General features: G+C 66.3%; 12 protein-coding genes. 10 read left to right on the top strand and 2 right to left on the bottom strand.

The features are described 5' to 3' along the window. Positions 1-32: 32 nt before the first annotated feature. The 3 genes from G8760_RS12290 to G8760_RS12280 are packed head-to-tail and all read left to right on the top strand — an operon-like array spanning position 33 to position 3164. Positions 33-560, top strand: a complete 528-nt coding sequence (locus G8760_RS12290) for a PadR family transcriptional regulator (RefSeq protein WP_166351376.1) — start codon at positions 33-35, stop codon at positions 558-560. After that, entirely contained in the window at positions 557-1303 is a 747-nt protein-coding gene (locus G8760_RS12285; RefSeq protein ID WP_166351374.1) for an ABC transporter ATP-binding protein, read from the top strand. The genes G8760_RS12290 and G8760_RS12285 overlap by 4 nt, the downstream gene beginning before the upstream one ends. Next, positions 1278-3164: an ABC transporter permease gene (locus G8760_RS12280; protein WP_207782286.1), complete on the top strand. Its 1887-nt coding sequence runs from the start codon at positions 1278-1280 to the stop codon at positions 3162-3164. The genes G8760_RS12285 and G8760_RS12280 overlap by 26 nt, the downstream gene beginning before the upstream one ends. A gap of 25 nt (positions 3165-3189) precedes the next feature. Here G8760_RS12280 and G8760_RS12275 read toward each other — a convergent pair whose 3' ends face one another. Beyond that, positions 3190-4335 carry a M24 family metallopeptidase gene (locus tag G8760_RS12275; protein WP_166351372.1) on the bottom strand — a complete coding sequence of 382 codons (1146 nt, stop codon included), beginning with the start codon at positions 4333-4335 and terminating at the stop codon, positions 3190-3192. A gap of 328 nt (positions 4336-4663) precedes the next feature. On the opposite strand from G8760_RS12275, the gene G8760_RS12270 reads away from it, so the two are divergent. The 4 genes from G8760_RS12270 to G8760_RS12255 all read left to right on the top strand — a co-directional run bounded on the left by G8760_RS12270 (position 4664) and on the right by G8760_RS12255 (position 8395). After that, entirely contained in the window at positions 4664-5743 is a 1080-nt protein-coding gene (locus G8760_RS12270; RefSeq protein ID WP_166351370.1) for an ABC transporter substrate-binding protein, read from the top strand. A 114-nt stretch (positions 5744-5857) separates the two neighbouring features. Then, positions 5858-6628, top strand: a complete 771-nt coding sequence (locus tag G8760_RS12265; protein ID WP_166351368.1) for an ABC transporter permease — start codon at positions 5858-5860, stop codon at positions 6626-6628. A gap of 213 nt (positions 6629-6841) precedes the next feature. Then, a complete protein-coding gene (locus G8760_RS12260) occupies positions 6842-7546 on the top strand; it encodes an ABC transporter permease (protein WP_166351366.1) in 705 nt (234 codons plus the stop codon). A 36-nt stretch (positions 7547-7582) separates the two neighbouring features. After that, the gene (locus G8760_RS12255) at positions 7583-8395 is read left to right on the top strand and encodes an ABC transporter ATP-binding protein (protein ID WP_166351364.1); all 813 of its coding nucleotides are present in this window, start codon (positions 7583-7585) and stop codon (positions 8393-8395) included. Positions 8396-8471: 76 nt separating this feature from the next. On the opposite strand, the gene G8760_RS12250 is transcribed toward G8760_RS12255, so the two are convergent. Next, the gene (locus G8760_RS12250) at positions 8472-9665 is read right to left on the bottom strand and encodes a M24 family metallopeptidase (RefSeq protein ID WP_166351362.1); all 1194 of its coding nucleotides are present in this window, start codon (positions 9663-9665) and stop codon (positions 8472-8474) included. 478 nt (positions 9666-10143) lie between these two features. Here G8760_RS12250 and hisD point away from each other — a divergent pair, with 478 nt between their 5' ends. From hisD to hisB, 3 genes are read left to right on the top strand one after another with little or no spacing between them, the layout of a single operon-like run. Continuing rightward, on the top strand, positions 10144-11469 hold the full coding sequence (hisD, locus tag G8760_RS12245; RefSeq protein WP_166351360.1) for a histidinol dehydrogenase: 1326 nt from the start codon (positions 10144-10146) through the stop codon (positions 11467-11469). Further along, on the top strand, positions 11466-12545 hold the full coding sequence (locus G8760_RS12240; RefSeq protein ID WP_166351358.1) for a histidinol-phosphate transaminase: 1080 nt from the start codon (positions 11466-11468) through the stop codon (positions 12543-12545). The genes hisD and G8760_RS12240 overlap by 4 nt, the downstream gene beginning before the upstream one ends. Further along, positions 12546-13166, top strand: coding sequence for an imidazoleglycerol-phosphate dehydratase HisB (hisB, locus tag G8760_RS12235; protein ID WP_166351356.1), 621 nt, complete (start codon positions 12546-12548; stop codon positions 13164-13166).

The raw sequence follows: 13166 nt of genomic DNA, 5'->3' as shown, positions 1-13166 counted from the left end.
TATCTATAGATAACCGTTATCCAGGAGGCGAGATGCAGCAAGAAGTGGTGCTGGCCATGCTGGCGAAGGAGCCCTCACACGGCTACGAGTTGCGCGCGCGGCTACGACACGCGCTGGGTCCCGTCGGTGAAGCCATGAACGCCGGCCAGATCTACGTTGTGTTGACCCGGCTGGAGAAGGCGGGCCTCGTGGTGTGCGAGCGGTCGACCGCGGGGGGTGATTCACCAGATCGCAAGACCTACCTGCTCACATCGGCTGGCCAGGAGCGGGTGGCCGAGTGGTTCGCCGACGTCGGCTGGCCGAAGCCGGGCCTCGCGGAGTTTCACCTCAAATTGGTCGCGGCCGCTGCCGCTGGACTGGCGGACCCGCTCACCATCGTGGACACGCAGCGGCGTGAGCTGCTGCGCCGGCTGCGTGATGCGCAACGGGCCGCGATGAACGAACCGGATCACTCGGACGCCGCATTGCTGCTGGAAGGCATCGTGCTTCGGCTCCAGGCGGATCTGCGCTGGCTGGAAGCGTGCGACCAGAGGTGGACGATCCGTCGGGGTACATCATGAGTGACCCCAGCACCGAACCCGTCCTGCGCGCCGTCGGGCTGTGTAAGAAATACGGGACCGGAGACGGACTGGTTCGCGCCGTCGACGGGGTGGATCTCGACGTCGCCACCGGAGAGACCGTGGCGGTGATGGGACCCAGCGGCTGCGGAAAGTCCACACTGCTGCATCTGCTGGGCGGACTGGACCGGCCCTCAGCCGGCGAGGCCTGGCTGGCCGGCCGCCGCATCGATCGACTGGGGGAGCGGGCGCTGGCTCGGATGCGCCGCACCGGTGTCGGCTTCGTCTTCCAGGCATTTCACCTGATGAAGGAGCTGACCGTCGTCGAGAACGTCGAACTGCCTGCGCTGCTGGATGGACGCTCACCACGAACGGCGCGGACGCGGGCGGCGGAGTTGCTGGACCGGGTCGGACTCGCCGATCGTGCCCGTTTTCTGCCGTCGGCACTGTCAGGTGGTCAACGCCAGCGCGTCGCCGTGGCACGAGCGTTGAGCAACGAACCACTCGTCGTGCTCGCCGACGAGCCGACCGGCAATCTCGACAGCGCCGCCACGGCCGACGTGCTCCGGCTCTTCGAGGACCTGCACGAATCCGGCCAGACCCTCGTCATCGTCACCCACGACGAACGGATCGCGGCCACGGCAGACCGGCTGATCTCGATGCGGGACGGCGCCTTCGTCGACGAGACCAGGCTCACCGGCGGCACCACGGGGAACCTTGGTGCGCTGGCCGGACTGGACGGCTGACCTCATGGGCCGACTGCTGTTCGTGACTCGCCTGGCCGCCCGGGATCTGCGCCGGCGCCCCGCCGAGGCCGCCCTGCTGCTGCTCGCCATCGTGGCGGCCACCGCGACGCTGACGCTCGGGCTGTTGATCCACGGGGTGGCGAGCGATCCATACCAGAACACGCGGCACGCCACGGCCGGGCCCGACGTGGTGGCCAGCGCGGCACCTCCCTCGGTGGCCGGTGAACCCTTCGCGGAGCCGGCTGGCCGTCCGGCCGACCGAGCCGCGCTCGAGGTATTGGCCGGACTCCCCGAGGTGGCCGCCCACAGCGGTCCATTCCCGGCCGCGGCGGCGACTCTCGACGCCGGCGGCCAGCGCGTGGACGTCCAGGCCATCGGCCGCGACGTAGCGGTGGCGGAGGTCGACCAGCCAAGGGTGACCGACGGCACCTGGGTTGCCGACGGCGAGGTGGTCGTCGAGGCCGCCCTTGCCGACGCCCTGGGGGTTCGCGTCGGTGATCAGGTCACGGTGAACGGACAGGCGTTCGGCATCGCCGGAATCGCGGTCACCGCAGCTACGCCGCCGTACCCGATTGCGTCGGCATGTATCGTGCCCTGCCTCTTCGGCGACCCGCCGCCCGGCGTCGAACCTCCCGACGGGATGCTGCGCGACCCCGGGTTGATCTGGCTGACCACGGCCGACGCGCGGGGCGTCGCCGAATCAGCCGACGCGTTGTCCTACGTCACGTATCTGAAGCTGACCAACCCGGCCGATGCTCAAGCCTTCGCCGACACCCACATGCTGGACAGTCTGGGAGCACCGCTGCTCGTGCCGTGGCAGCAGATCGTCGACCAGGTCACCCACCTGGAACGGAACACCGAGCGCACGCTGATCACGGGTGCCTGGCTGCTTGCCGCCCTCGCGCTGGCGAGCATCGCGGTGCTCGTGGGTGGCCGGATGGCCGACCAGATCCGCCGGGTCGGGTTGCTCAAGGCGGTCGGGGGCACTCCCGCCCTGGTGGCCACGGTGCTGCTCGCGGAGTATGTGGGCGTGGCGCTCATTGCGTCCGCTGCCGGGCTGACCGCCGGATGGCTGGCCGCCCCGTTGCTCACCGATCCGACCGCGGGCCTCATCGGCGGCGGGGTGGAGCCCGCAATGACCGTGCCGATCGTCGCCTCGGTTACGGCGGTAGCCCTGGCGGTGGCGGTGGTGGCAACCTGTGTCCCGGCGGTTCGGGCGGCCCGGATGAGCACCGTGAGTGCACTGGCCGACGCCGCCCGCCTGCCGCGGCGCAGTGCACGCCTGATTGCGGTCTCGTCGCGGCTGCCGGCTTCGCTGCTGGTCGCGTCGCGAATAGCCGCGCGTCGGCCGCGCCGCGTCGTGCTCGGCGTGGTCAGCATGACCGTCACGGCCAGCGGGATCGTCGCCGCTCTCGCGGCCAATGCCCAGCTCAACGCCCAACGAGGCGGCGCCGCGGTCGACCTCCAATCGGACCGGCTCGGCCGGGTGCTGCTGGTGCTCACCGTCATGCTGATCATCCTGGCCGCGGTCAACACGATCTTCGTCACGTGGGCGACAGTGCTCGACGTCCGGCATACGTCGGCGCTTCTCCGGGCACTCGGGGTGACTCCGCGACAGGTGAGCGTCGGACTCTCCGCGGCGCAGGTGTTTCCGGCCGCGGCCGGTGCCACGTTGGGTATTCCGGGCGGTCTCGCGCTGTATGTCGCTGTGGATCCGGACGAGACGCTCGTGCCGCCGTTGTGGCAGCTGCTGGCCGTTGTGCCCGCAACTGTCCTCGTCGTCGCGGTGTTTACGGCGATTCCGGCCAGGATCGGAGCCGCGCGGCCGGTCGCTCCAACCCTGCGGGCCGAACGGGCCTGATGCTGGACGACGGGCTGGTTGTAGGTCAGTGGGCCGAGCTGAGGATGCCGCGGGGTGCCGAATGTAGCCGCTCGACACCGGTGCTGGTCACGTGGACGAGTTCGCCGGTCTGGACGCCTGCCTGACCGTCGGCTGTGACGACGTTGGGTTGGACGACCACCGTCATGCCAGCTGCGAACCCCACGTGGGAGCCTTGGTGGTGTGGCTGGCTACGTGACCCGAGGATCGGTGGAAGGTAACCACCTCCGTAGCCGTGGACGAGATCGTCGCAGATGGTCAGGCCGGCGGCTTCGATCGACGAAGCGGCTTCGATGACCTCCTCGGCGGTGGTGCCATCCCGGAGGACCGCGCAGATGCGCTCGAAGGTCACCTGAGCCACCTCGTGCATCTCCGCGTACTGCGCCGTGGGTTCGGAGTCAACCGTGATGGTGCGTAATACCTGGCCGGCATACCCCTGGTAGTCGGCGCTGATCTCGGTGACGACGACGTCGCCGCGTTCGAGCCGGCGCTTCGATGGTCGCTGAGCGGGCACACACCGGCTCGGTCTCGACATCGGTGTAGACATCAGGTAGTGGATATGGGTCCCGCCACCGTTGGGCACGTAGGCGCGCTCGATGGAGTTGATCAGCTCTCGCTCGCTGACACCGGGGTGGGCTGCATCGATCAGGCCGGCCAGGCCAGCGTCGCTCAGCTCCGCGCCTCGGCTGAGGAACCGGATCTCCTCGGCCGATTTGATCAGCCGGGCGTCGACGTACGCCGCATCCAGGCTGGTCACCTCGTATCCCGCCGCCACCAGAATCCGGTAGGACGTATAGGACAGTGGGCCGATGACGCCGACCCGGCGGCCGGCACGACGACGCTCGAGTTCGTCGACGGCCGATTGAACCGTGCATGACCCTCCCCACCGGACCTCGGCCCGGTCGACCATCGAACTCGCCTGCGGGACGTGATTGCGAAACTGGACGAACAGCACTGGTTCGTCGTCGGTGCTCCACACCACAAGTGCTTCGCGGGTCACCGGCCAGCCAGTCAACCAGGGCACGGAGGTCCCGCTTCGGTCGGCGCCGTAGAGCAGCACGTGTGCGACGTCGTGCGCCTCGGCGATCTCGCGCAACACACGTGCCCGTCGTTGCCATTCCGCATCAGTGAACCGCAGGTCGGTGTCAATCATCGGAACCCTCCAGGAAGATGGCCGCAATCGTTTGCACACGGTACTCCGGCAGAACCTTGGGTGTAAACATCAACCACAAGAGCAGTGTGGTGCACTCATCGGCCCAAGTCGGGGTGCTGGTCGTGGCGGCTCCTGCCAGCGAAATCATCGACTATTCTTCATTCGGCAACGGAATCCGTAGCAAAATCAGCGATCGAAGAAGTATTGACGCGACAGCAAACGTTTGCGATGATTCCTAGCGCCAGCCAGAGCTGGCTCGACCGATCCGACGTGATCGATCCACTGATGTGGAAGGACATGTGTTGTCCGGCTGACCAGGGAGTGGGCGATGAAGACACAACCGACAGGTTCGAAGCGAGGACACCCGCCCGGAGCCCGGGCGCGTAAGCTCATGGCAGCGTTGTTGTTGCCCATCGTGGCCGCATGCGGCGGTGGATCCGAGTCGGACACCAGCGACGATGCCGCACCGGAAGCTGGTGATCCGATCACCCTCGGGCACCCCGGACAGTTGAATCCGATCTGGGTGGCGACGCTCGCGTACGTCGCCGAGGAGTTCGGCTTCTACGCCCGGTGGGATCTGGACGTCGAGTTCCGGCCACTCGTGTCGGGGGGAGACAACGTCCAGGCGGCGCATACCGGCGAGATCGATGTCGGGTTCACCGGGACCGACCCGTTCCTCGGTGGCGTAGTGCAGGGCATCAAGGTGACGGGTATCGCGGGACTCGACCAGATCGACTGGATCCTGGTGACCAGAGACCCGCAGGTGCAATCGTGCGAGGACATGACCGGTCGTAGCTCCGGCGCCATGGCGCCAGGGGACACCCGGCATCTGGTGTTGGACCTGATCCTGGACAGCTGCGGTGTCGACATCGCCGACGTCAACACCGTCGACACTGGTGCCGGCGGTGACCATGTCGCGCCCTTGGTGGCCGGTGTCCTGGACACACATGTCCTCCACATCGACGAACTCGCCGAACTTCGGCATCTGACCGACGACGATTGGCGGATTCTTCGCAGACTCAGCGATGCGGTCAGCGTGCACTACGTGACGGTCGTGGCCAGCAACGACGTACTCGAGAAGCGGCCCGAGGTCATCGTCCGGCTGTTGGCCGCGCATATCGAGACGATTCGATTCATGCATGACCCCGACAACTTCGACGATCTCGTTCCCTTTCTGGCGGAGATAGTCGAACAAGATGATCCCGACGTGGTAGCGGAGATCTTGCGCGAATACCTCGAGATGGACTGGTGGCAGCTCGACGACATCGGTCTAGATCGCTCGGTGATCGAATCATCGATTCAAACCCAGCTCGACCTCGGGAACATACCGAGCGCATTCGACTATGACGACGCCTTCGACACGCGTTATTGGGATGAAGCGTTCGAGATGGTGGAGCAGCGCTCCTGACACCGGCCGGTCGCTGACGCCGGCCCCTGAATGGTCTGTATCGGCGCAGGATTGAAAGGTGATCACGTGGGTACGTCAGCCACAGTCGAAGTTCAGCGGAACACAATGCCACCCGTGCTCGGCCGCCATACTTGGTTCGACCGTCATCGATCGCGGGTCATTACGCTGGTAAGTCTGGCGGTAGGTGCGATTCTCTGGGAGATCATCGGTCGCTTCTTCTTGGACCCGATCTTCTTCGCGTCTTTCTCCGAGACCGCCGGCGCCTTGATTCACATCGTCCAGAATGGCGATCTGGCTACCGGACTGCTCGAATCCTTGCAGCTCTTCGCCGCGGGGTTCGCGCTTGGAACAGCTCTTGGGTTGATCGTCGGGGTCGCGGTCGGCCGGATCGAAATTCTTCGGCTGGGGTTGGAGGACTACATCACCTTCCTCTACATCATGCCGAACATCGTTCTTATCCCGTTCATCTTGGCGGTCATCGGTTTCGGATTCTGGCCGAAGACGCTCGTAGTGGTGCTCTTCGTCTTCTTTCCCGTCTGTTTCAACGTCATCGAGGGGGTTCGGGCGATCAGCCGCCGCCTGGTGGAGGTAGCCCGGTCGTTTGGTGCCAACGAATGGGGCGTGTGGAAAGACGTCGTGATCCCGGCCACCGTTCCCTACGCCATGACGGGGATCCGGCAAGGTATCGCGCGCGGCCTGGTCGGCATGATCGGCGCCGAGTTCTTGCTCGACTCGTCGGGGTTGGGGCAGTTGCTCTTGATCTACGCGCGCCGCTATCAGATGGACAATCTGCTGGCGGCGGTGGTCGTGGTGGTGACCATCGGCCTGGTTGCGATGGCTGGCGGTCGCGTCCTGGAAACGCGGTTCAGTCGGTGGCGGTCATGAGTGGCGACGGTGAGCGCGCCCCGCGGTCGGAGCCGACCTGGAGAGGATGGTGCTGGGATGGCTGATCTGACGGATACCCACCCCGATCGCGCGGCCCCCGGGGATCCGGGGCCAACGCCGCGGTCATCCCCGGAAGCCAAGGCGGCTCGGGCCATCGGGCGTATGTGGCGCTCGAAGTCAGTGCGGACCAGGCTGGGCACTTTTGTGGTCATCATGACCGCCTGGCAGGCCGGGGTCATGATGTTCGGCCGTGACTACATGGCGACGCCGCTAGGGATTCTGGCGGTGGCCCCCGAGATGCTGACAACAGACGCTCAACTCTGGAACAACACCCGCATGACACTGGTGGACGTTGCCATCGGCTTGGGGTTGGGCGGGGCGGCGGCGCTGCTGGTCGGCATCGCGCTGGGCCAGGCCAAGACCCTCGAAGCAGCGCTCGGCCCGTACATCAATGGCCTGTATGCCACACCCATGCTGGCCATTCTCCCCATCTTCACGTTGTGGTTCGGGTTTTCCGAGCAGACCCGGATCGCGTTGGTCATCTTCTCGGCATTTCCCCCGCTGGCCATCGGCGCCTGGGACGGGAGCCGAGCCGTCTCCAAGAGATACCTGGAGATCGCGGACTCATTCGGTGCTCAGCGCCGCCATGTCTGGCTCGGCATCGCGGTCCCGGCGTCATTGCCCTACCTCGTCGCGGGATTTCGATTGGCCTCAGGGCGAGCGTTGACCGCCGCGGTGGTCGTCGAATTTCTCACGGCGGTGGATGGGCTTGGCATTTATGCCATGACGCTCACGACGACCTTCAGGCATGACGAGGCCGTCGTCGCGATCGCGATCCTGTCCATCGTGGGGGTATTGCTCACGGTGGGCGTACAGAAGACAATCGAAAAATTCTTGCCCTGGTACGGCAACATGTGACGGCTCTTACCATTGACGAAATGGGGTTCATCGGTGATGGCGACCATCAACGACACTGAAAAAGCAGACGCGCCGCGCATAGTGTTGTCCGGCGTAGGAAAGTGGTTCGACGATCTTTGTGTCTTTCAAGGAGTCGACCTCGATGTCGGCAAGAACGAGATCATCTCCATCGTAGGGCCATCGGGGTGCGGAAAGACATCGTTGTTGCGTTGTCTCAACGGCTTGCTGAAACCCGATCAGGGTCAGGTCTTGGTCGACGGTGAACCCGTGCTCGGTCCGCGGAAGAGCATCGCGATGGTGTTCCAGGACTTCGGCCTATTCCCGTGGAAGACGGTACTGGGCAACGTCGGCTACGGTCTGAAGGTCAGAGGTGTACCGAAGAGCGAGATCCGCGATGTCGCACAACATTTCATCAAACTCGTCGGTCTTGAGGGCCGCGAACATGCCTACCCCTTCCAGTTGTCCGGAGGTATGCAACAACGCGCCGGTCTGGCCCGGGCGTTGACGGTTAACCCGAACGTACTTCTGATGGACGAGCCCTTCGGTTCGCTGGATGCGCAGACCCGTGAGCTGTTGCAGTTCGAGTTGCTCAACATCTGGTCGGAGAATCCCACGACGATGGTGTTCGTCACCCATGCCATCGAGGAAGCGGTCCTGCTGGGGGATCGGGTGGTGGTCATGATGGGCCGGCCCAGTTCCATCCGGACGATCGTGGATGTGCCGTTGCCGCGGCCACGGGACCCCAGCACGATCGCCTCCGCCGAGTTCCAGCAGATCCGCCACTACGTCTGGGAGCTGGTTATGGGGGTGGAGCGCGGTCGGTCGGACGGCGCAGCACACGTCGGGTAAATCCGGCGGCGCAGCACCCGTCGGGTAAAAAGCACCGGTGTGCGGACTCTCGTCCGCACACCGGTGTTTTGTGTCATCACACGTGCACGAGCTTCAGGGGGTATTCGTGCAACGACTCCAGGCCGTCCGCGGTGACCCTGCACAGATGGCCGGTCTGAACCCCGACCTGTTCGTCGGTGGTCACCACGTTCGGCTGGACCACGATGGTTTCGTTCTCGCGGAACGTCCAGGGATCGTTGTCCCAGGGGGTTTGACGGGTGCCGATGGTGGGTGGGAGCAGGCCCATGCCGAAGCCGTGCACCAACGCGTCGCGAATGGTGAAGCCGCTGGCGCCAATACTGTCCGAGGCAGCCAACACGTCGTCGGCCGTCGATCCGGCGCGGACCGAATCGAACAGACGGGTGAAGACGTCCTCAGCTGTGGCGTGTAACTCCTCGACGAGTGGTGTGGCGTCCGCGTCGACGACGTAGGAGCGCAGCCCCTGGCCGGCATACCCGGCGTAGGCGGCACTGATCTCGACGATCACGAGATCTCCCGGCTCGATCCGGCGCCGAGACAGCACCTGTGCTGGTACGCAGCTGCCGGGTTGAGCCATGGGGGTGCTGGTGATGTAGTGGAACACGGTCTGTCCGCCCGCGGCACGGTAGGAACCCTCGACGATCTCACCGAGTTCCTCCTCGCGTAATCCTGGGCGTAGCTCACGTTCGAGAGCGGCGAGCGCCAGGTCGGTGAACTTCGCGCCGCGGCGCAGCCAGTTGATCTCTTCGTCACTCTTGACGGTGCGCAGGGCCTGGAACTCGTTGGTGACGTCCCTGAACTCGGCATGGGAGGCGGCAGCGCGACGCATCGACTCGTGGCTCTGATAGGGCATCGCGCCCACGACCCCAATGGTCTGTGCGCCACGGTGCCGGAGGGCTGCCCCCAGCGTCTCGCCGGGCAACGCTCCCGCCCACTGCACGTCAGCTATGGCCGCCGCCTGTTGAGCATTGGGAACGTGGTTGTAGACCTGGATGAACAAGGTTGGCTCGGTGTCGCGCGACAGCAACACGAACGTGGATTGCATGCCCAGGTAGTTGGTGAGGTAGTGCACATCGGCCTGTCCGGCCTGGCCCACCGCGGACGAACCGAAGACGACGAGAGCGTCGAGACCGGAACGGTCCAGAAATCCACGCACCGCATCGTAGCGCCGGGCAAATTCCGCCTGAGTGAATCGGGGATAGAGCCCCGCACTGTCCAGTGTGGTCCGGTGCTGGGTGGTCTTGTCTGTCATGACACGTCCCTTCGTTCACAGGGGGTATGGCGCCGCCGCCGGTGATCGAACCGCATTGTGAGGTGTGTTGGCAATCGTTTGCAAAGATAAGGTCACCGTTGTTGGATCATTTGACCAGCGAAATACATGGTCAGGCACGAGATCCTCCGGCAGGACTTGACGTGGAGACTACAAAGGTTTGCAGTTCATGTCAACTACGTTTTGCACGCTGGCATGTCGTACCGAATGCCGTAATCCTTCCTCAAGGGCGATCAAGGCGATGATGCGCTCGGTGATGGCGTCTCATCGCCACTGATTCCGTATTCGAGGCATGGTGCTCGCGGCTCGGCGGTCCTACGGCGCAGCCACGTCTGTCGGCTGGGTAGCTCGCCGGATCGAGGTGCGAGGTGTGCCACCATGGTGCCGGAAAGGAACGCTGGCCGTCTTGGTATGCGGGCGGGTTGTCCAAGTTGTGGACGCGCTACATAGACTCTTCTGAGTGATACGCCGCATCGACCTGCGCGGCCGCCTCGCCGCGGGTGAGGTCCTCGACTACCGCGCGCTGGTCCCACGTGCTCCCGTCGACGTCGAGTCCGCACTCGACGCCGTCCGACCCATCTGCGCCGACGTGCGTCATCGTGGGGTCGCGGCGCTCAAGGAGTACACCGCGCGCTTCGACGGGGTGGAGGTGGCCGACCTGCGGGTGCCGGAAGCGGCGCTCGCCGAGGCGCTGGACACCCTCGAGCCCGACATCCGGGCCGCGCTGGAGGAGTCGATCACCCGGGCCCGCGTCGTCCACGCCGCTCAGCGCCGAACCGACGTCACCACCACGGTGGTCCCCGGTGGCACGGTCACCGAACGCTGGGTCCCGGTCGAGCGGGTCGGGCTCTACGTGCCGGGCGGGCTCGCCGTCTACCCGAGCAGCGTCGTCATGAATGTCGTCCCCGCGCAGGCAGCCGGGGTGCGGGGCCTGGCCGTGGCCAGCCCGCCGCAGAAGAACACCGGTGGCCGGCCGCATCCCACCATCCTCGCCGCGTGTGCACTGCTGGGCATCACCGAGGTGTACGCCGTCGGGGGTGCGCAGGCCGTCGCCATGTTCGCCTACGGCGCGCGCGACGACGACGGCACGCTGGTGTGCGCCCCGGTCGATCTCGTCACCGGCCCGGGCAACGTCTACGTCGCCGCCGCCAAACGGCTCCTGAAGGGTGTCATCGGGATCGACGCCGAGGCCGGTCCGACCGAGATCGCGGTCCTCGCCGACAACTCCGCCGACGCCCGGCACGTCGCCGCCGACCTCATCAGCCAGGCCGAACACGATCCCTTGGCGGCTAGTGTCCTCGTCACCGACAGCGTTGAACTCGCCGACGCCGTCGACGCCGAGCTGGAGCTTCAGGTCGCCGCCACCAAACACGTCGAGCGGGTCCAAGCGGCGCTCCGCGGCGCACAATCCGGCACGGTGCTCGTCGACGACGTCCACCAAGGGCTGGCCGTCGTCGACGCCTACGCCGCCGAACACCTGGAAGTCCAAACCCGCGCCGCCGCCGCGGTCGCCGCCCGGGTGCGCAACGCCGGGGCGATCTTCGTCGGTCCGTGGGCGCCGGTCAGCCTCGGCGACTACGCGGCCGGCTCCAACCACGTCCTACCCACCGGCGGGTGTGCCCGGCACTCCTCCGGCCTGTCCGTCCAATCGTTCCTGCGCGGCATCCACGTCGTCGAATACGACGAGGCGGCGCTGCGCGACGTCGCCCGGCACGTCGAGACCCTCGCCGAAGCCGAAGACCTGCCCGCCCACGGCGCGGCCGTCCGAGCGAGGTTCCCGCGATGAACGACCTGCCCATCCGCGACGACCTGCGCGGCGAGCAGCCCTACGGCGCGCCGCAGCTCGACGTCCCCGTGCTGCTCAACGTCAACGAGAACCCGTACGCACCGTCGGCGGCCCTGGCCGATGCGGCGGCCGACGCCGTACGCGAGGCTGTGCTGGGCCTGAACCGTTACCCGGACCGCGAGGCATGGGATCTACGGTCGGACCTCGCCGGGTACCTAGAGCGCGAGTCCGTGGTGTCGCTCGGTACCGAGCAGGTGTGGGCCGCGAACGGCTCCAACGAGATCATGATGCAGATCTTGCAGGCCTTCGGTGGCCCGGGGCGCAGCGTGCTCTCGTTCGCCCCGACCTACTCGATGTACCCGGAGTATGCCCGCAACACGTCGACGACGTGGATCACCGCGCCGCGCCGCGACGACTTCACCATCGACGCCGAAGCCGCCGTGGCCGCCGTCGCGACCCACCGCCCGGCCGTCGTGTTCATCGCCTCACCCAACAATCCGACGGGTACCGCCGTCTCACTGGACCTGGTCCGGGCGTTGCACGATGCCACCCCCGGCATGGTGGTCGTCGACGAGGCGTACGCCGAGTTCCGCCGCGACGGCACCCCCAGCGCGTTGAGCCTGCTCGCCACCCACCCGAGGCTGCTGGTAACCCGCACCATGAGCAAGGCCTTCGCCTTGGCCGGCGCCCGGCTGGGCTACGCCGCCGCGAGCCGTGCGGTGATCGACGTGCTGCGAGTGGTGCGGCTGCCGTACCACCTTTCCGCCGTGACCCAGGCGGTGGCCCGCACCGCGCTTGCCTACGCTGACGAGCTGCAGCAACGGGTGGCGCAGCTTCGGGTCATCCGGGACGACCTCGCGTCGTGGCTGCGCTCGCTCGGCCTCGACGTACCCGAATCGGACGCGAACTTCGTGCTCTTCGGCCGGTTCCCGGACCGCCACGCCGGCTGGCAAGCGCTGCTCGACCACGGTGTACTCATCCGTGAGACTGGCCCCGACGGGTGGCTGCGGGTGACGGTCGGCACCCCCACCGAAACCGAAACGTTCAAACAGGCACTACGGAAGGTGCTGGAGTAGATGACAGACCCAGGAACCCGGCCGGCCCGGGCCGCCGCCGTCGAGCGGGTCACCAGCGAGAGCAAGGTCAGCGTCACACTGAACCTGGACGGAACCGGCACCCACAGCATCTCCACCACGGTGCCGTTCTACGACCACATGCTCACCGCGTTGTCCCGCCACTCATTGATCGACCTCAACGTCGAGGCATCCGGCGACACCCACATCGACGTCCACCACACCGTCGAAGACACCGCCATCGTCATCGGCCAGGCCCTGCGCCAAGCGCTCGGCGACAAAACCGGCATCGTCCGGTACGGCGACGCGCTGGTGCCACTCGACGAGGCGCTCGCCCAGGCCGTCGTCGACGTCTCCGGGCGACCGTACTTCGTCCACTCCGGTGAACCCGCCGGCCAGGAGTACGTGCTGATCGGTGGACACTTCACCGGATCGCTGACGGCCCACGTGCTGGAGAGCATCGCCCACCATGCCGGCATCACGCTGCACGTGCGGGTGCTCGGTGGACGCGACCCGCACCACATCGTCGAAGCACAGTTCAAGGCCGTCGCGCGTGCGTTGCGGTCCGCGGTCGCCGTCGACCCCCGCGAGCGTGGCGTGCCCTCCACCAAAGGTGCGTTGTGA

It is taken from the genome of Phytoactinopolyspora limicola, assembly GCF_011320225.1.
GTDB lineage: Bacteria > Actinomycetota > Actinomycetes > Jiangellales > Jiangellaceae > Phytoactinopolyspora > Phytoactinopolyspora limicola.
Note: the sequence above shows the minus strand (reverse complement) of the source record. Positions and strands in the feature narration are given on the sequence as shown.